An 18269-nucleotide genomic window follows, 5' to 3' on the forward strand; every position below is an offset into this window, starting at 1 on the left:
TTTTTCAATGAGTGAACAGGACCAGACAACAATAAAAGAAGGGGATGGGGCAGATCATCCCCAGCCTCCCAAAACTCCGGCCCAGCCCAAAGGGGGTTTTAGGGCAAGGCTTTCTTCTGTGGCAGCCGCCCTTTCTCCTTACCGCCTTGCAGCAGGAATGCAGGCCCTTCCCCTGCCGGAAAAACGCTGCCTCGGCATAGAATGTTCCGGCGATGAAATAAGGGCCGCTCTGGTCCGCAGCCGTGCCGGAAAAATTGAGATTGTGGATTTTATGGCCCTGAAACTCCACGATGCCAGGGAAGAGCTGCCCGGCATTGCCCAGCTTCAGGAAATCCGCAACCGTTTAGGGTGCAGGGCAAAAACCCCCACGGTATTCATCACCCCCAGAGCAAGGGTGGTGGTTCTGCCCATGAACCCGGACAGGGTAAAAAAAATCTCTGCCCATGCACTGGGAGAAGCGGCAAAGTGGGAAGCCGAAGCCTATACGGGCATTCCCGGCCACCAGTCCCTTGCCGGTGTGGAGGTGGAAAAAAAAAGGGAGGAGCCGGGCCAGATTCAGGAAGAAAGCGATGAGGTGCTGGTTCAGGTTTCCGTACTGGAACAGAATGTTTACAGGGCGGTAAAGGAGCGCTTCCGGCTGGCAGGGCTCAGAATGATGCGCATTTATCCGGCAGAAGTCTGCTTCCATGTGCCTCTGCTGGACATGCACAGGGATACGGACAGGGCGGTTCTGGAGGTGGGGGATGCCTTTTCCGGCTTTGCCCTGCTCCGGGGCGGAGACACCCTTTCCATCAATGCCATGGATATCAGCACCCCAAGAATACGGGAACACATACTGGGAGCCCGCATTCCGGATCTGGAAGACACCCTTTTTTATCATTTTCGTCAGGCTCCGCCCCCCCATTCCGTGGCCGTAACCGGCACAGGTGCCATGGATGACAGGGTGATGGATTTTCTGAAAAAGCTGTCACCTTCCGGAGCCGAGCCCCTGCTGATGCGCCGTGCGGGCAGTCTCAGCACCCTCGGTGCCACGGAAAGCCCCATCTTTGCCATGGCCGCAGGTGGGGCCATGCGGGAGCTTGGGAAAAAAACCATGCAGGGCATCGGCATTTCCGATGCCATCCCCCTTGGCATCCGCATCCGCCAGAGTATTTATCTCATGCCCCTTGCTGCGGCCTCCCTTCTTTTTGCCCTGCTCATGTCCCACTATCTTCTCCTGCGTTATCAGGAAAATCATTTCCGGGAACGGCGGCAGACCATGGAGGAGCAGATCAAGGAAAGGCGGGGTGAACTGAACACCAGCCGCAGCCTTCAGACTCAGATTGATGAGACGAGGAAGAAGAAGGAGGAGATGGAAAGACAGCTCCGCTTCATGGAGGGGGATTCGGGCAGGGAGATCCGTGAGCTTGTGGCATTCAAAGAAAAGTTGATCCACCTTCTTCCGGAAAATATCATGTTTACGGAAATCCGCCAGCTTCCCGGCCGGAAAAAGGGCTTTGAAATTCAAGGCTCTGCCGTGAATGCCTCTTCCGTAATGGAATACGTGCTGCTTCTTCGTAAAAAAGACCTCGCCCGCACCGTTGAGGTAAAACGCCTTGAGTATCAGGGGGCAGGCAATAACAGCGGCCTTAGCCACGGCTTCACCCTGATGATGGAGATTGGCTGAGATGGCCCGCAGGTTAACCAAGCTGGAAAAATTCGGTCTCATTGCCGCCGTGATAACGGGCATGATCTTTTTTTACCTGAACAAGGTCTATGATCCCCAGCAGCTTGCCATGCAACGGGCCAGAGACCAGTTGAATAAAACCATCAGAGACTACAACGATCTTCAGTCTGCCCCACCCCTGTTCCAGTTGCAGCAGAGGCTGAAAAGTTACAGGGAAGATGTGGAAAAACTGGAAAAAAACCTGGCTGAAAGGGATATACACGCAGGAAAGGAAGAAAGCCGCATGGCTTCCCTGAGCTGGATCTACCAGCAGATGGAAGGCCGGGGAATGCCCGTACTGGAAGCCCGGCCCTCGGGAACCAGACAGGAACTCTTTACATGGCATGTGTACCGCTTTGGAACAAGGGGGAGTTTTTCAGATTTTACGGAGCTGCTGAAGCAACTGGAAAGATCCCCCCTGCCCCTGAAGGTGGAGGCCATAGAGATAAAAAGACCGGACAAGGGATGGCCCCTTGCCATCTCCATGGATATCTGGATCATGGGCTGAAAAACGACCGGACAGGGCAGGGGCAGAAAATAACTTTCTGCAAAATATTAGTCATGGCTATACTTTTTTACTAAGTGAAAGGTTTTTCATATGTTTTTTTTCGGAGGAGAACCATTCCGGGCCTTTCTTCTCATACTGGCCCTTATCATTATTTTCCTGTCCAGTCCCCGGTGGGCTGCCGCAAGGGAACCCTTCATAAACCCGCCCCCGCCCATGGCGGTATTCAATTATCCGGCAGCCGCAGCCCAGATGCAGCTCAGGGGGCTGGTTGTCACGGAAGACAGTTTCAGGGCCGTGATTTATGTGAAATCCCAGCGCCGCTTCCATGTGGTGAGACCCCTGGACAGGGTGGAGGTGGAAATGGACGGCCTGCGCCATGAGTTCAGGGTTCAGGGGAGCGGAGGGCAGCGCCGGGTTCTGCTGCAGGGTAAAGACCGCCAGTGGTATGAGATCGGGGTGCATGAAAGTGAATAAAAATATTTTTAATTTTTTTGCCTTTTTTTTCCTGGCTGCTGCCTGCTTCCATGGGTGTACCCATGTGCGGCCAGCCCAAAAGGAGATTCATGCCATGCCCTCTTCTCTGCTGCAGGGGGAGACGACACCGGAAATACGACTCCCTGCCAGAGAGGATGTCCGCATCATCAGCAGGCATGAACCGGGAGAAGGGAGCCGCACCTTCAGACCGGGATTCCGCCATCCTGCAGGCCATACCCGCATCCTTGAACTTTTTTTTCAGGATCTTCCCCTTTCCATGGCAGCCGAACTTCTCAATGAGCTTTCCGGCATTAACCTCATGCTTCAGGAAGATATCAGCGACAAAAGGGTTCGTCTTTATCTGCAGGATGTGGATGTGGCCGCAAGCGTGGATTCCCTTTTACGGAAAAATGGCCTCTGGTTTCGCACGGACGGCCTGACAACGGCTGTGATGAGTGAAGAAGCCTTTGCAGAAAACATGATCTTCCAGCAATCGGAAAAGATACTGGCCTTTTTCATGCGCTACACCAATGCCCAGGACATGGCCGCCCTGCTGGCTACCCTGCTGGAGCCGGATGTGGATTTCAGGGATATGAGCGGCCAGTCTGTTTACGGCCATCTGGAAGCAGGCAGCAGCGGTGCGTCCAGTGCTTCCGGCGACACCCGGGCCAATCTTACGGAAAACGAAAGGAAGCAGCTCATCCGTATGGGCGTTCCGGATACCAGCCTCAGCATGGAAGAAGCTGCTGGACTTCTGGGAAAACCCATACCAGCCATTGTCACCGTTTTTAAAAAGAACAATGCCATTGTGGTGCGTTCATCGGACACAACCCTTTTGCAGCACATCAGCGGCCTGATCCGGGAGCTGGACACACCCATCCGGCAGGTACTGCTGGAAGTACGCATTCTGCGCCTTCAGCTGGGAGACAGTTTTGAATCCTTTTTTGACCTCAGTTACGGCGAAAACAGGAAAGACTACAGCGTAGGTGCAGCTACACTGACCGGTGCCGGAGAGCTTGCCGCAATCACCCTCGCCTCGGTTTTTTCCAATGAACACATCGCCGCCAGAATGCAGGTTTTTGCCAGAGAAAATCGCATGAAAACCCTTTCCTCTCCCTTTCTCATGACCGCAGATAATGCGTCCGTCCGCTTTTTTGTAGGGGAGGAAGTCCCCCTGCGCACAGGGGTGAGCAAGGAAACCATCCGGGGTTCGGACGTACAGGATCTGGTTGTATTTACCATGGACATACAAAGAAGGGAGCTGGGTACGGAACTGGATATCCGCAGTTTCATCAATGCGGACAAAACCATCACCATGGAAATGGCCATCGCCATTGAATCTCCCAATTATGGCGTTTCCAACATCACCCTCATCAATGACAGAACAGGGCAGCCCGTGGTCTTTCCTCTGGACGGTGTGGATAAAAACGAGTTCCGGTCCATCCTTGCCGTTCCTGCAGGGAATACGGTGGTGCTGGGGGGGTTCATCCGTCAGGAAAATCAGGATTATGAACAGAAGGTTCCCTTTCTGGGAGACATTCCCCTTCTGGGTTACCTCTTTAAAAAGGTGGAGCGCAGGGCCGTGCGCAATGAAACCCTTATCCTTGTAACCCCCCATATCATGGCACATCCCGATGAGGGGGGAGGGCAGGTGCGGCGTTTTCTCGAAAGGAGCAGCCGCAGTCTGGATGCGGAAACAGAGGGAGAAATTCCATGAGCCGCTTTACACGGAAACATCTGGGACCGGGTGCGCCTCCCGAATACATGGAAGATCTTTTGCGGCTGACTGTGGAAAAGGATGCATCGGACCTTCACCTCACCTATTCCGAACCGCCGGTTTTCCGCATACGGGGGGACCTTACTCCCATGGACTGCGGAGCTTACACCCATGACAAGATCCATGAGCTTCTCATGCAGGTCATGCCCCCCCGCTACGCCAAGGTGCTGGAGGAACGGCGATCCGTGGATTTTGCCGTGAGCAGCCCGGAAGTCGGCCGCTTCCGTTTTGCCGCCTATTACCAGAGGGGAGCCCTTTCCCTTGCCATCCGTCTGCTGGCCAAGGGCATTCCGAACTTTGAAAGTCTGGGGCTGCCCCCCAGTGTGGCGAGACTGGCCACCTTCCGGGATGGACTGGTTCTGGTAACGGGGGTGACAGGCTCCGGTAAATCCACCACCCTTGCCGCCATCATAGATGCCATCAACCGCAAGGACAGCAAAAATATCATCACCGTGGAAGACCCCATTGAGTATGTGCACCAGAACGGAAAGTGCATTGTGAATCAGCGGGAACTGCACACGGACGTGCTGAGCTTTCCCGATGCCCTGCGGGACTCCCTGCGTGCGGACCCGGATGTGATTCTGGTGGGAGAAATCCGGGATCTCGATACCATGCGCACGGCTATCATGGCAGCGGAAACGGGACATCTGGTCTTTTCCACCCTGCACTCCAAGGATGCCATGTCCAGCGTAAACCGCATGGTGGGTTCCTTCCCCGCCGGAGAACAGGCCCAGATCCGTCAGCAGCTTTCCTCCACACTCAGGGCCGTCATCTCCCAGAGACTGCTTCCCAGGGCGGATATGACAGGCCGTGCTCCTGCCGTTGAAATCATGTTTACCACAACGGGCATTGCCAACCTGATCCGACTGGGAAAAGACGATATGATCTATTCCGCCATAGAAACGGGTCAGAGGGAGGGTATGCAGACCATGGAGCAGTCCCTCCTGTCCCTTGTGAAGCAAAACATCATATCCATGGAAACGGCCCTGCCAGCGGCAAAAAACAAGGCCATCATGGAAAACCGCATGGCGCTCTGCGGTGAAATGCCAGCAGGAGAAGAAAAAGATAAAGAGTGCGGTCCTCCGAGATCCTGGTTCTTTTCTACCTCCATAGAAAAGGAAGGGGTGGGCAGAAAACCATGATACCCCTGTATAAGGACAGATTCGGCGGCTTTCTCGTACAGAAGGGCCTGATTTCCCAGGCCTGTCTGGAGCGGGTGCTTTCCATACAGAAGGTGGTTCCGGAAAAAATCGGCCAGCTTCTGGTACGGGAAGGGCTGCTCACGGAAGACAGGCTCATGCAGGCCCTTTCCGAATTTACCCGCATTCCCCTCTATGACGGCAACGGTGCTTCCTCCGTCAGTCCTGAAATACTGCGTCTGGTTCCGGAAAAAATGGCCCGCAGGGCCGGGGTTATGCCCCTTTTCCGCAATACAAAAAACGAGCTGCTTCTGGCCTGCAACGGCCCCGTGCCCAGGGCCATGCTGCAGAACATATCCCGCCTTGCCAAAGGGGAGGTCCGGCTGGTGCTGGTTACAGAGCGCCAGCTAAGAAAACTCCAGCAACTGGCCTATGCAAAGGATGTGGACACCCGCATTGATTTTCGCAACCAGAGCATGGATCTGGACGATCTCAACCTTGTGGTGGAGCTTCTGGAAAAAATACTGGTGCGGGCCGTGAGTCAGAACAATGTGTCGGATATTCACTTTGAACCGGAAATGGACGGCTTTGCCATACGGTTCAGGGAAGACGGCATGCTGCGGCGGGTGGAATCCCTGCCCCTTGCCATGGGCCAGAAACTTACATCAAGAATCAAGGTGCTGGCCAATCTGGACATTGCGGAACGAAGAGCCCCCCAGGACGGTTCTTTTGTCTTTCGCCCCAGTCTTCTCAAGGTGGAAATGGAGGCCGTAAATATGCGTGTATCCGTTCTGCCCGTTCATTATGGAGAAAAGGCCGTTATCCGTATTCTGCCTCCCCATGATGAAGAAATCCGGCTGAACGCCATGGGCATGGACAGCGAAAGCCTTGAAAAATTTAGCAAAGTCCTGAAATCACCCCACGGCCTGATTCTGGTAACCGGTCCCACGGGGTCGGGAAAATCCACCACCCTTTACGGATCTTTGCAGATGCTGCGCTCGGAACGCACCAATATCACCACACTGGAAGATCCCGTGGAACTCACCCTGAGGGGTATCAACCAGACCCAGGTGGACGGGGGGCAGCGCATGGATTTCGCCTCCGGTCTCCGGGCCATTCTCCGTCAGGATCCCGATATCATCATGGTGGGAGAAATCCGGGATGCAGCAACCCTGCAGGTTTCCCTGCGCGCTGCCATCACAGGCCATCTGGTACTTTCCACCCTGCACACCAATGATGCACCCAGCTCCTTTTCCCGGCTCATGGACATGGGAGGAGAGTCCTTTCTTGTGGCGGTTTCCGTCAGGGCCATTCTGGCCCAGCGTCTGGTGCGTCTGGTGTGCGCCCACTGCAGTGAGCCAAGGCCGGTCACAAGGGCCGAGCTGGATATGCTGGGTCTTCGCCACCTCTCTCCCGGCAGCTTTGATGTGAAACGCTCCTCAAAGCCATGCGATCTCTGCGGAGGCAAAGGGTATGCCGGAAGAACAGGTCTTTATGAGCTTCTTCTTGTGGATGAAGCCCTGAGGGAAAAAACCATGCACGGTGCCACATCCCACGAAATTGCAAAGGTGGCAAGGGCAGGGGGCAACTACAGGAGCCTTCTGGAAGACGGCATAGAAAAAGTGAAAATGGGGCTGACCACACCGGAGGAAATTCTCCGGGTTACCATGGAGTAAAGGAGAGGGAATGCTGCACTACGAATGCCGGGCCATGGATCCGGGAGGCCGCACGATCCGCATGATCATTGAGGCAAAAGACAAGGCCGCCGCCGCCGCAGAAGTGCGGGCAAGGGGCCTGTCTCCCATATCGGTTCAGGAAAATCAGGGAGGGGCGGCAACTTTTTCCATCAGTCAGTTCATGCCCGTTGGCACAGGAGACAAGGTGCTTCTCTTCCGCATGCTCAGTACCCTCATCAAATCCGAGGTAACCATCACCGAAGCCATCCGTATTCTCCATGACCAGACAGACAGAATGAACGTGAAGCGGGTACTGGGGGATGTCCTCATACGCATCGAGGGAGGTGCTCCCCTGAGTGATGCCCTTTCCCAACATGCAAGGGTTTTTCCCCCCATGATCATGAACCTGATCCGGGCCGGTGAAATGGGAGGAATGCTGGATGTCGTCTTTGACCGCATTGCCGACTTTCTGGAGAAAAAGTCGGATCTTAAGAAAAAAATGCTCATGTCCTTTTTCTATCCCGGCATGGTGCTGCTCATGGGCATTGGCGTGGTGCTGTTCATGGTGCTCTTTGTCATTCCCAGATTCATGGGCATGATTCAGGGCAAACTTCCTCCGGTCACCCAGTTTCTCATGGATTCCACAGCCTTTCTTCAGAATCACGGACTGAACATACTCATGGGGACAGGGGCTTTCATTGCCATGCTTTTTTTATTCCATGCCCTGCCCCTCACCCGTTACTGGATGGACCGTTATAAAATAAAGATTCCCGTGGTGGGACCGGTGATGAAGCTTGGCATAGTGGTGGGCTTTGCAAGGACCTTCAGTCTCCTTCTGGAAAGCCGCATTCCCATGGTGGAGGCCCTTAAAGCCACCAGTGCCACCCTGCCCAATACGGCGGTGCACCGTTTTCTGGATCAGGTGATTGAAAGGGTCATGGCCGGAGAGCCCCTTTCCTCCACCATGAAAAACAGCTGGTTTTTTACGCCCATCACCACATCCCTTGCCAGCATCGGCGAACATTCCGGCCTGATGAGTGAAACCATGGGAACCGTGGCCGAGGTGCATGAAAAACTTCTGGAAAGCAAAATCGCCCGCATGAGTGCCATGGTAGAACCCCTTCTCATCATCACCCTTGGGGGAGTGGTGGGTCTTGTGGTTTATGGGCTGATCTCAGGAATGCTGGCCATGTACTCCGGCTCCATGTGAGGTGTCAAAGAGATTTAGGGACCGGTCTGTCCGGTCCTGCATACAGATTCAAACCAGAAAAAAGGGAGGTTTACCCATGTTTCGTTATCTCATCTGCGGCCTGCTGCTCCTCTGCCTGCTGGCAGGATGCGGGAGCCAGCAAGTCCCGGAAAACAAAAACCAGATCTCTCAACATATGGATCAGGCCTTTCTCGATGCCTATGCCAGACGCATGCAGGAAGGAAGGGACGCTTCACTTTCGGCGGAACAGGTTCTTGAACATGTGCAGAACATGGAGGCCCTGATAGCCGAAGCAAGAATCAGAAAGCTGCACGACATTCCGGAATTTCGGCAGGCCCTGCATCAGTTTCAGGCAGAGCTGTTCATGCATACCCTGCAACCTGATCTTGTGAAGGAAATTCCAAGGGAAAGCATCAGTAATGAAGAAACCATGGCCTTTTTCGAAAAACACAAAGAACAGCATTACAGCCTTCCGGATCTCTATACCCTGCGCATTGCCATGTCCGAAGATACTGAAGAGCTGTATAGACTTAGAGAACTCATGGACAGCCAGCAGCCAGCAGAAAACTCCAGCTCGCTTCGCCTGCTTTCTCCAAGGCCTCTGGAGCAGTTTCCCGCACCATGGCAGGAGGCACTGCAGGGGATGAAGGAAGGCGACACAAGCCCCGTACTGAAACATGGAAATGGTTTTGCCGTTCTGCGACTGGAATCCATTGAAACAGAACGCTTCCATGATTTGGAAGAAAGGATGGAGTACATCCGCAATGATGCCCTTTATGCCCGTTACCGCAATGCATGGAAAAAAGCCTATGAAGATCTGAGGGAAATCCACGGTATTCGCATGGACTCAGCCCTTTCGGACGCCTTTGCAGCCGGCTTTGCCCATTCATCCGGCAAAGCCGGAGAGAATCTCTGAGCCTGATCTGGCCGGATCCCGATGCCCTGCACCGATCCGCCGATTCCAGATATTCTCATGTTCCTGATGCAAAAAAGGGAACAGAAGCCCTGATATGTTAATATGAAAGGATATACGGCATGAACACATACATATATTTCAGACAGATGCTGCATCGGCCTCCTCCGGCCGCAATGGCCCTTTTTCTCTGCTTGTTTTTGGCAGCCCTCCTCCTCCCCTGCACGGCCCACAGTCACAGTACCGAAGGTAGGGTGAGAATCCCGCTGGACACCTCCCGGCCGGACTGCGATGCCTTTGCCTATTTCATTGAGCCCTATGTGAATCAGGAAAAATACAAAGGCATTCACCAACCCCACATGGGCCGGTTTTACGTGATGGATTTTCATGGGGTGGAACGTAAAGGGAACCATGCCACTGTTTCCTTTGAGGTGCTGGATGTTCGGGTAAACCAGCGTTTTAACGATTCCATGGACTTTGTACGGGGAAATGACGGCGTCTGGACTTTTATGGACGGGGACGGCAGGGCAAGGCCGGTTTTCACCTATATACCTTCCTGGCTTCATTTCATTCAGCTTTATGTGCAGCCCGCCGCCATGGCGGGTCTTCCCCTGCTCTGCATTCTGTTTTTCTTCCTGTACCGCAGAAGAAAACTGAACTCCGGCAGCAAGAAGGAAAAGGATAAAGATGCCTCTGATGAGGAATCTGTTACCGCCTGATGTGCTTTTGCATCGGCAGAACAAGGAGTAAGCCCTTCCATGCAGGTAGACAAAAAACATCTCATCAAGGCCCTGAATGCCAGCGCCAGGGATCTGCAACAGGATATTACCATGCATTACGGACTCATGGCTTCCATACTGGAAGGAGAGGTGGACGAAAAACACCTTCAGCACTTTCTCAATGTCTGCCCCAGATGTACGCGGGAAAAACATCTGGAGGCAGCCATACGAGAAGCCATTGAGATTCTCGAGGAAAGTCGAAAATCTTTTAAATCCAAACAGCTGGAACAGCTTCGCATCCGTCTAAGCCGGGTTCTTACGGAGAGGAGGCTCTGACGGTATCTGTCCTTTATCCATTGCGGCCCTGTTTTCATCTCATATATTTTTTTATGCAAATCACTGTCAGAGTTGCTGCGGTTATAAAACTTCTTTTAATAAAAAAAGGGGGCCTTATGAATAATTTTTACGGCCCTTTTATGCAGAGGGCATCCTTTTCAGGTGCCCCTACAAAACAGGGGGCGTAAAGATTATTCGTAGAGGCAGGCCTTGCGCCTGCCCGTATGAAAGCTCTCACTATGGTTTTGACAATAATCTGACCAGCAGACTCTGGCTGAGTCAGGGTAGTAAGCAGAAAAAAAATTGTTTTTTTTATTTATTTGTTTTACATATAAAACAAATGATTTTAAAAGGAGGTTTTTATGCCAAGAGTAAGAGAAATCAATAACCCGGTTATGCTTGGGGTAAGGATTCCAGCGGAGTTAAATGCCAGACTGGACACGCTTTCAGAGGCAACAGGGCGCAACAAATCCTTTTATGTCCGGGAGGCCCTTTCTGAATACATAGCCGACATGGAAGACATCTATCTTGCGGAAAAACGCCTTGAGGACTTGAGGGCTGGCCACAGTTCCACCATGACCCTGGAAGAAGTGGAGAAGGCCCTTGGTTTGGCAGATTGAATTTGACAAAAGGGCTATGAAAGAACTTTCCAAGGCTGAGCCACAGATTCAAAGGCGCATGATCGCTTTTCTCAGGGATAAGGTGGCGCAAGACCCGAAAGCCTTTGGTGCGCCACTTCAAAGCAATCTGTCTGGATTGTGGAAGTTCAGAATGGGAGATTACCGGATCATAGCAGAATTATGGGAAGAAAAAATAACCGTCATGGTGTTGCGTATAGGCCACCGGAAAAATATTTATGGGGGACACTGATGATTGAAGAAATGCACATCTGGTCTTTGATCTATTCAGGGGAAGATTAATCCCTCTATTTTTGATAAAATAGCTAAAAAATCTGTTGGTTCCGTTGATTTTTTGAAAATCCGGCCACGGTATCATTTTTGTCCTTGCTATCTTCCTGAAAAAGAGCCCCTTCTACCTCATCCAAGATCGGACAGGCCTTTTAAAGCTCCTGATAAATCCCTCAATGCCTTACGGGATGTGATGAGCCAAAAACTTTAGCCTGCCGTTCAGCCCCTCCTCTCCCACCCGCCGCCCAGTACCTTATAAAGATCCAGTGCCGCATCCAGACCTGCCAGCCGGAGCTGTACCATCTGATCCCTGGCCTGAAAAAGACTGCGCTGGGCATCCAGCAGGGTCAACAGGTCATCCGCACCTTCCCGGTAGCGCAGCTCCGCCAGCACGAGACTCCGGGCCGCTTTTTCCACAATGGCTTCCTGCAGAGAAATCTGACGACCGGAAAAATCCGCCCGGTTCAGTCCGTCTTCCACTTCCTTTAAAACCGTAAGAATGCTTTTCCGGTAACTTTCCACCTGCTCCCGGAGGCGGGATTCCGCTGCGGCAACCTGATTTTCCCGGCGTCCGGCGTCAAAAAGCGTCTGGGCAATGGCCGCGGAAAGGCTCAGGCTGCCATCGGGGCTGGCAAGGGAGACAAGGGCGGTGCTGGCCAGTCCGGCGGAACCGGAAAGCTGAAAAGAAGGCAGAAAGGCCGTTTTGGCAACGGTGACACTGGCCGCCGATGCCGCAAGCTGGGCCTCGGCCCTTGCGATATCCGGCCTGCGGAGAAGAAGCTCCGATGGCATGTAGGCCGTCACCTGCGGAATGATAATTTCGCAGAAAGCTTCCGTCCCCGGATCAAAGGACTGGGGCGGATGCCCCACGAGAATGGCAAGGGCGGAACGCTGCTGGCGGTACTGCTCTTCCAGAGACAAGAGGGTGGATTCCTGACTCAGCACCGCAGACTGCTGCCGCTTCAGGTCCAGTTCCGTCGCACTGCCGTGCCTGTACCGGGATTCCACAAAGGCCAGTACCCTTCTGGCAATGGCCAGATTGCTGCGGCTGATCTGCAGGCGCTCCTCCAGAGCCAGCACCTGAAAATATCCGGAGGCAACCCCGGCCATGAGGCTTAAGCGAACCGCATCCCGGTCATATTCGGCCGCATGGAGAAGGGCACCGGAAGCACGCATGTCAGCGGCAAGCTTTCCCCATACATCCACCTCATAACTGGCTCCCATGGAAAGGGTCGTGGACTCTGTGGAAACCGTTTTACCTCCGGAAGCCCGGTTTCTGCGCCATGAACTTCCGCCGCTGAGATTCAGGGAAGGGAAGAGGGAAGCTCCGGTAATGCGCAGCTGACTTTCCGCCTGCATCACCCGCTCCACGGCCATGGTCAGATCCGGAGATGCGGAAAGGGCCTCTTCCAGAAGTTCTTCCAGTCCCCCTGACCGGAAACTGCGCCACCAGTCATTCTCCGGCAGCTCCCCATCCATGGCCATGTCCGCAGACCAGCTTTCCGGCAGGGCAGGGGGATATTCCAGAGGCTCCGGGTCTTTGAGCGCACATCCTGCTCCCGCCATCCAGATACACAGCAGAGCCGCCATCTGCAAGAGAAGGGCAGGCCTCTTCCACAGGCGGAATCCCCCAAAGGGCAAAGTCCCTGTAACCCAGGAAACAGCTCCGGCACCGGACCCCATCAACACATTTTTTTTCATGCTATACATGGATATTTCCCCGTATCATTCCGAAGCCAGCGCCACAACCGGATCCAGACCCGCTGCCTTGCGGGCAGGAAGATATCCGAACACAAGACCCGTTGCAAAGGCACAGCCAAAGGCCAGCAGCACCGGTGCGGAGGTATACTGAACGGGCGTGCCCAGAGCGGCAATGACCGCTGCCACGCCAAGACCCGCGCCCACACCAATGAGCCCCCCCATGGTGGAAACCACCAGTGCCTCAATAAGAAACTGCTGCATGATATTCCGCATTCTGGCCCCTGTGGCCATGCGGATACCGATTTCCCGGGTCCGCTCCGTCACACTGACCAGCATGATGTTCATCACACCGATGCCGCCCACCAGAAGGGAAATGGCGGCAATGGATGCCAGCAGTATGGTCAGGGTATTCTGGGTTTCGGAAACGGACTCAATGAGAGAAGCCATGTTCCGGATCTGGAAATCTTCCACACCATGGCGGGCCAGAAGAAGGGCATGAACCGCATTCTGGGTTTCATCCATCCGTTTTACATCCTTTACGGCCACCGTGATGTTCCGCAGATGACGCTGACCCGTAATCCGCAGGCTGCCCGTGGTATACGGTACAAAAACCACATCGTCCTGATCCCTGCCACCAAAACCGGCCCCCATGGGCGCCATAACACCCATCACCTGAAAGGGAATGCTGTTGATGAGAATATACTCTCCCAAAGGATCGGCACCGGGGAAAAGGGCCTCCGCCACGGTCTGGCCCAGCACGGCAACGGTGGCATAGGCCGCCTCGTCTTCGGCCGTAAAAAAAGTACCACGGGATGGATGCCAGGTTCTTGCCACCCCGTAGTTCCATGAGGTCCCGTTGATTTCCGCCCTGTGGTCCATGCGGCCGTACCGCAGGGTCACGGAGCCGGATTGCTCCGGCACGGCAGCCAGTACATTGTCCAGCTCGCCGATGGCGCGGACATCCTCCCAGACCAGGGTGGCGATGTCCCCCCGGCCCCGCATGTTGGGAGCCCCCGGCCGTACGGTGAGCAGATTGCTGCCCATGGAACTGATCCGCTCCACCACCGCCTGCCGCGCCCCGTCACCGATACCCATGAGGGCAATGACGGAAGCAACACCGATGACAATACCGAGAAGGGTGAGGATGGTCCGGAACACATTGCTTTTCAGGGAACGCAGCGCCGTGAGGGTTGCTTCCGCAAGTTCTGCCGGAAAAGAGCTTTCCGCACCCTTTACCACCCTCTCCGGCATGGCTGAGGCTCCGGGCATGGGGCCGGGATCCGAAAGGATATGACCGTCGCGGATTTCGATGATGCGGTGGGCATGGGCGGCCACTTCCTTTTCATGGGTAATGAGAATCAGGGTATGCCCCCGCTCCGAAAGCTCACCCAGCAGACGCATGACCTCTGCTCCGTTGCGGCTGTCCAGTGCTCCTGTGGGTTCATCCGCCAGAAGAATGCGGCCCCCGTTCATCAGGGCACGGGCAATGGATACCCGCTGCTGCTGCCCGCCGGAAAGCTGGGTCGGCCTGTGAAACAGGCGGTCTCCCATTCCCAGATCCTCCAGAAGACGGGCGGCCCTTTCCTTTCTGTCCCGTGACTTCATGCCCGCATACACGGCCGGTACCGCCACATTGTCTCTGGCACTGGCCGTGGCAATGAGGTTGTAGCTCTGAAAAACAAAGCCGAATTCCTCCCGCCGCATCCGGGCCAGTTCCCCGTTGTCCATGCGGGACACATCCTGCCCCATGAAGAGGTATTCTCCCTGCGTGGGCCGGTCCAGACAGCCGAGGATATTCATCAGGGTGGACTTACCGGATCCGGAACTGCCCATGATGGCCACAAATTCGCCGGGATAGATCGTCAGGTCAATGCCATGGAGCACTTCCACATCCATGTCACCACTGCGGTATACCCTTGTAATACCTGTAAGCTCCAGAAGGGGTTCGGCGGCTGTGTTCATCGCATCCTCGGCATTCCGGGCATCCCCCCATCCGTGCGGGCAGGGGATCTCTGACCCGCGGCAAGCGGCCCTGTTATTACCCTTTCCCCCTCATCCAGACCGGAAAGAATCTGCACCTGCACCCGGTTGCTGACTCCCGTCCGCACTTCCCGGATTTCTGCCACTCCGCTGCTTCCCAGCACCCGGACACGGGCCGATTTTCCCTCCGGTCTTGCCCCCCTCTCCGGCCTTTCACCCTGAACCACAGGTTTTCGTCCCCTTTCTCCTCTCTGGGGCATGCCTTCCTGTCCGGCTTCCCCTGCCATCAGGGCAGACTGAGGAATGACAAGGGTATTGGCCGCCGCCGCCACCACAAAAAAGACCTGAGCCGTCATCTGGGTAAAAAGTTCTCCACCACTGTTATCCACATCAAAGAGGGCATTATAGAGCACCACATTGTTTTCCACGGCTGGCGTAGGCTCAATGCGCTTCAGTTTTCCCCTCCAGCGGCGGTTCTGGCTGCCAAGGGTGGTAAAATACACATCCATTCCCATAAACAGCCTGCCGATATCCGCTTCGGACACCCGTGTCTCCACGGTCATGGTGGAAAGATCGGCAATGCGCAGAATGGTGGGTGCCTGCTGGCTGGCGTTAAGGGTCTGGCCCTGACGGGCAGAAATGGAAACCACCGTTCCATCCATGGGCGCATAAATCCGGGCATACCCAAGGCTGGCTTCATCGGCCCGCAGGGTGGATTCGGTCTGTTCAATCTGGGCAAGGAGCATGGCAACCTGAGCCTCTGCGGAAAGAAGGGATGTTTCCGCATTCTGGGCCGTTTCAAGGGTGGTGGCTCCTTCGGCCAGAAGGTTTTGCTGCCGCTCATGATGGTTGGCTGCCTGTTGACGCTGGGCTTTTCTGTCCTGTAACTGAGCCTTCTGATACCGAAGCTGGGCACGGCTGGCATCCACCTTTGCCACAAAGAGGGTGGGATCAATCTCCGCCAGCAGTTCTCCTTCTTTGACAAAATCCCCCACCTCAACCCCTATGCGCTGCAGCTGTCCGGAAACCTGCGCTCCCACATCCACATAGTTTCTGGGCTGCAGCACACCCGTTGCCGCAACCAGATCTTCGATGCTTCCCCGCTGAACGGGAGCCGTTGTCCAGGAAATTCCTTCGCCCCCGTTTCTTAAAAAAAAATGCCAGACCACACTGCCGGCAACAAGGGCAAGCACAGAGCCAAACAGCATCCATCCCACCAGCCCCCTTTTTCTTTTCCCCTTTTTCTCCGCCTGTTTCATGCTCTGTCCCGTTATGATTGTTCTTAAAAAAACCTGATGTAACTTCTGAGTAACTTAAATTTAGTTCTTTTAATTCAAAAGCTTAAAAAATGACCAATTATCCATCACTGATCGAAATTAGTTTGAATCCTGCACAAGTTACTCTATGACAAGACGCCCTAGCAGGGAGTGAGCTGCTGTTCAGCACAGTTTTCCAAAACTATACCTGCCAGACAGATGCACAGGCCCCAGGCTATTTGCCCGTGACGCAATCCGGCACTCAAGCTAAAAAACGCAAGCCCCTTTACGGGAGTAGAAATGCCTATGGATCTTGAGTGCCGGATTCGGGAGCTTCTTGCCCTGTGCGGAAGCGGAAAAAACCCCCCGCCACAGGCAGGATAAGCTTTTTGATTACCATGGCAGGCTTTAAGCACGCTGCCTTTGTGGCGGCTCAGACAGTTTGCCGCTTCTTTCGCACAGGCCTTCAAAGCTCTGATCCGAAACGATTGCAATGTCACTTGCAAATAGCCACGGAGCCTTGCATAAAGTACGAAGCTGCTGCAATTTCAGCATTGGCAGTTCGGAATAAACTATGCTGAATAATTACAATATGATCAGCCGTGATGGGTTTCCGGTGTCTGAATACCGAAGGCTTCTGCCGGTTCTTCCTTTCTTTTTCGTCTCTTCCGCCGGTCCAGATAGAGCATCCATCCCGTTATACTGAAAAATGGCATTCCCACGCTGGCAAGGAACATGAGAACTTTACCGAAAAGCCCGAAATAACTGCCCGAATGCAGGGGCAGCATGCTGCTCATCAGCCGCACATTCAAAGGACGGTCCCGGTAACGGTCATGATTCACGACAGCTCCGGTCACAGGGTGTATCTCAAGGCGGTTGAAGGCCCTTTCATGGGCGGGTTTGGCATCCTGATACATGACCATAAGGGCCTGCCCCGGATTCTGGGGGAACCGGAACATGGCCAGACTGTAGTCGCCGCCGCTCTCTTGCAGAAAAAGGGCCCATAGTTCATTGAGTCCTTTCTCTGGCATGACTTCCTGCATCTCCCTTGCCCCTCCGGAGCCTTCTCCCGGACTTCCGCTGCGCTCTCCTCTTCCTTCTCCCCTGCGCCTCTCCGCTCCGGCCATGGCCTGGGTATTTTCAGCAGGAGCAGGGGCTGGCGCCATCCTCACGGGCATGGGAACGCCACTCACACGGTGAAGCATTCCCCTGTACCAGTCATAGGACCAGTAAAGGCCGGTAAACGAAGCAAGAAGAAAAAAGAGAAGCGCCCAGGTACCCAGAACCGCATGGGAGTTCCAAAGAAATTTCCTGCCTTTCTGCTTCACGCGGAAGGTCAGCCAGCGCTTCAGACTGAACACCTTCCTTGGCCAGCGCAGATAAAGGCCGCTGAGGCAGAGAACAATCAGCAGTACCGTACTGGCGCCCACAATCTGCTTTCCGATATTCCTGTCCCCGAACAGCTCATTGGTCAGAAGCCAGCGGTGGAGATGCTTGACCGTACGGAAAAAACCCTCTCCCCGGACCTCGCCTGGAAAGGCCCCCGTATAAGGATCCACAAAAAGGGTTTCTCCCCTGCGCATGGCAGGATCCGCGCTGCTAAGAGTCACCTGATGGGTACTCCCCGGGTCCGCATGGAAGGTCAGGGCATTGATCCTTCTGTCCGGCAGCCTTTGCTGAATCTTTTCAAACTGGGCTTCGGGCGAGAGTTTTTCCATCCCTGCCACCGGAGATACCCGCATCACACCGGGATTGATGAGCCTGAGAATCTCCCTTTCAAAGGAAAGGAGGCCACCCGTGACCCCGATGATCATAAGAATCACACCCGCAGTAATACCGAAAAACCAGTGCAATTGAAAAGTAAACTTGCGTAAAGTTTTTTTAAGACCCATGGCAGTTCTCCATGTCTCACAAATCATATGTGTTGGCAAAGATGTTTTTGTGCAAACAAAAAGTCCGGTGCCTCC

The 18269-nt window shown here is 54.4% G+C and carries 16 protein-coding genes; 12 read left to right on the forward strand and 4 right to left on the reverse strand.

Features of this window, described 5'->3' with window-relative positions; translation table 11 throughout:
- Positions 1–7: 7 nt before the first annotated feature.
- The 12 genes from LZ24_RS01675 to LZ24_RS01730 all read left to right on the forward strand — a co-directional run bounded on the left by LZ24_RS01675 (position 8) and on the right by LZ24_RS01730 (position 11327).
- A complete protein-coding gene (locus tag LZ24_RS01675) occupies positions 8–1666 on the forward strand; it encodes a coiled-coil domain-containing 22 family protein (protein ID WP_186442868.1) in 1659 nt (552 codons plus the stop codon).
- 1 nt (position 1667) lies between these two features.
- Positions 1668–2213: a hypothetical protein gene (locus tag LZ24_RS01680; RefSeq protein ID WP_144681695.1), complete on the forward strand. Its 546-nt coding sequence runs from the start codon at positions 1668–1670 to the stop codon at positions 2211–2213.
- Positions 2214–2303: 90 nt separating this feature from the next.
- Positions 2304–2687 carry a hypothetical protein gene (locus LZ24_RS01685; protein ID WP_144681697.1) on the forward strand — a complete coding sequence of 128 codons (384 nt, stop codon included), beginning with the start codon at positions 2304–2306 and terminating at the stop codon, positions 2685–2687.
- Positions 2688–2781: 94 nt separating this feature from the next.
- Positions 2782–4404 (forward strand): type II secretion system protein GspD, encoded by a 1623-nt coding sequence (locus tag LZ24_RS01690; protein WP_186442869.1) that lies wholly within the window; start codon positions 2782–2784, stop codon positions 4402–4404.
- Positions 4401–5606 carry a type IV pilus twitching motility protein PilT gene (locus LZ24_RS01695; protein WP_222427490.1) on the forward strand — a complete coding sequence of 402 codons (1206 nt, stop codon included), beginning with the start codon at positions 4401–4403 and terminating at the stop codon, positions 5604–5606. Before LZ24_RS01690 ends, LZ24_RS01695 begins: the two co-directional genes overlap by 4 nt.
- Positions 5603–7279, forward strand: a complete 1677-nt coding sequence (locus LZ24_RS01700) for a GspE/PulE family protein (RefSeq protein WP_144681701.1) — start codon at positions 5603–5605, stop codon at positions 7277–7279. Before LZ24_RS01695 ends, LZ24_RS01700 begins: the two co-directional genes overlap by 4 nt.
- A gap of 10 nt (positions 7280–7289) precedes the next feature.
- On the forward strand, positions 7290–8489 hold the full coding sequence (locus tag LZ24_RS01705; RefSeq protein ID WP_144681702.1) for a type II secretion system F family protein: 1200 nt from the start codon (positions 7290–7292) through the stop codon (positions 8487–8489).
- Positions 8490–8565: 76 nt separating this feature from the next.
- Positions 8566–9405 (forward strand): peptidyl-prolyl cis-trans isomerase, encoded by an 840-nt coding sequence (locus LZ24_RS01710; RefSeq protein WP_144681704.1) that lies wholly within the window; start codon positions 8566–8568, stop codon positions 9403–9405.
- A 119-nt stretch (positions 9406–9524) separates the two neighbouring features.
- The gene (locus LZ24_RS01715; RefSeq protein ID WP_144681706.1) at positions 9525–10121 is read left to right on the forward strand and encodes a hypothetical protein; all 597 of its coding nucleotides are present in this window, start codon (positions 9525–9527) and stop codon (positions 10119–10121) included.
- Positions 10122–10160: 39 nt separating this feature from the next.
- Positions 10161–10457: a hypothetical protein gene (locus LZ24_RS17485; protein ID WP_222427491.1), complete on the forward strand. Its 297-nt coding sequence runs from the start codon at positions 10161–10163 to the stop codon at positions 10455–10457.
- Positions 10458–10819: 362 nt separating this feature from the next.
- Complete coding sequence (relB, locus tag LZ24_RS01725; RefSeq protein ID WP_222427492.1) at positions 10820–11077, forward strand: type II toxin-antitoxin system RelB family antitoxin; 258 nt, start codon at positions 10820–10822, stop codon at positions 11075–11077.
- The gene (locus LZ24_RS01730; protein WP_144681708.1) at positions 11061–11327 is read left to right on the forward strand and encodes a type II toxin-antitoxin system RelE family toxin; all 267 of its coding nucleotides are present in this window, start codon (positions 11061–11063) and stop codon (positions 11325–11327) included. The genes relB and LZ24_RS01730 overlap by 17 nt, the downstream gene beginning before the upstream one ends.
- Before the next feature lie 257 nt (positions 11328–11584).
- On the opposite strand, the gene LZ24_RS01735 is transcribed toward LZ24_RS01730, so the two are convergent.
- The 4 genes from LZ24_RS01735 to LZ24_RS01750 all read right to left on the reverse strand — a co-directional run bounded on the left by LZ24_RS01735 (position 11585) and on the right by LZ24_RS01750 (position 18194).
- Complete coding sequence (locus LZ24_RS01735; RefSeq protein WP_222427493.1) at positions 11585–13075, reverse strand: efflux transporter outer membrane subunit; 1491 nt, start codon at positions 13073–13075, stop codon at positions 11585–11587.
- Between the two features lie 15 nt (positions 13076–13090).
- On the reverse strand, positions 13091–15028 hold the full coding sequence (locus LZ24_RS01740) for a MacB family efflux pump subunit (protein ID WP_144681710.1): 1938 nt from the start codon (positions 15026–15028) through the stop codon (positions 13091–13093).
- Positions 15025–16305, reverse strand: a complete 1281-nt coding sequence (locus tag LZ24_RS01745) for an efflux RND transporter periplasmic adaptor subunit (RefSeq protein WP_144681713.1) — start codon at positions 16303–16305, stop codon at positions 15025–15027. Before LZ24_RS01745 ends, LZ24_RS01740 begins: the two co-directional genes overlap by 4 nt.
- Before the next feature lie 593 nt (positions 16306–16898).
- Positions 16899–18194 (reverse strand): PepSY-associated TM helix domain-containing protein, encoded by a 1296-nt coding sequence (locus tag LZ24_RS01750; protein ID WP_186442870.1) that lies wholly within the window; start codon positions 18192–18194, stop codon positions 16899–16901.
- Positions 18195–18269 lie beyond the last annotated feature (75 nt).

Source organism: Desulfobotulus alkaliphilus (assembly GCF_007830435.1).
In the GTDB taxonomy this organism is placed as follows: domain Bacteria; phylum Desulfobacterota; class Desulfobacteria; order Desulfobacterales; family ASO4-4; genus Desulfobotulus; species Desulfobotulus alkaliphilus.

Bases quoted from the DNA above. Each gene is read 5' to 3' on its own strand.
- LZ24_RS01735 (WP_222427493.1), bottom strand. From the start codon at position 13,075: ATGTATAGCATGAAAAAAAATGTGTTGATGGGGTCCGGTGCCGGAGCT.
- LZ24_RS01675 (WP_186442868.1), top strand. From the start codon at position 8: ATGAGTGAACAGGACCAGACAACAATAAAAGAAGGGGATGGGGCAGAT.
- LZ24_RS01700 (WP_144681701.1), top strand. From the start codon at position 5,603: ATGATACCCCTGTATAAGGACAGATTCGGCGGCTTTCTCGTACAGAAG.
- LZ24_RS01680 (WP_144681695.1), top strand. From the start codon at position 1,668: ATGGCCCGCAGGTTAACCAAGCTGGAAAAATTCGGTCTCATTGCCGCC.
- LZ24_RS01705 (WP_144681702.1), top strand. From the start codon at position 7,290: ATGCTGCACTACGAATGCCGGGCCATGGATCCGGGAGGCCGCACGATC.
- LZ24_RS01710 (WP_144681704.1), top strand. From the start codon at position 8,566: ATGTTTCGTTATCTCATCTGCGGCCTGCTGCTCCTCTGCCTGCTGGCA.
- LZ24_RS01690 (WP_186442869.1), top strand. From the start codon at position 2,782: ATGCCCTCTTCTCTGCTGCAGGGGGAGACGACACCGGAAATACGACTC.
- LZ24_RS17485 (WP_222427491.1), top strand. From the start codon at position 10,161: ATGCAGGTAGACAAAAAACATCTCATCAAGGCCCTGAATGCCAGCGCC.
- relB (WP_222427492.1), top strand. From the start codon at position 10,820: ATGCCAAGAGTAAGAGAAATCAATAACCCGGTTATGCTTGGGGTAAGG.
- LZ24_RS01695 (WP_222427490.1), top strand. From the start codon at position 4,401: ATGAGCCGCTTTACACGGAAACATCTGGGACCGGGTGCGCCTCCCGAA.
- LZ24_RS01740 (WP_144681710.1), bottom strand. From the start codon at position 15,028: ATGAACACAGCCGCCGAACCCCTTCTGGAGCTTACAGGTATTACAAGG.
- LZ24_RS01745 (WP_144681713.1), bottom strand. From the start codon at position 16,305: ATGAAACAGGCGGAGAAAAAGGGGAAAAGAAAAAGGGGGCTGGTGGGA.
- LZ24_RS01715 (WP_144681706.1), top strand. From the start codon at position 9,525: ATGAACACATACATATATTTCAGACAGATGCTGCATCGGCCTCCTCCG.
- LZ24_RS01750 (WP_186442870.1), bottom strand. From the start codon at position 18,194: ATGGGTCTTAAAAAAACTTTACGCAAGTTTACTTTTCAATTGCACTGG.
- LZ24_RS01685 (WP_144681697.1), top strand. From the start codon at position 2,304: ATGTTTTTTTTCGGAGGAGAACCATTCCGGGCCTTTCTTCTCATACTG.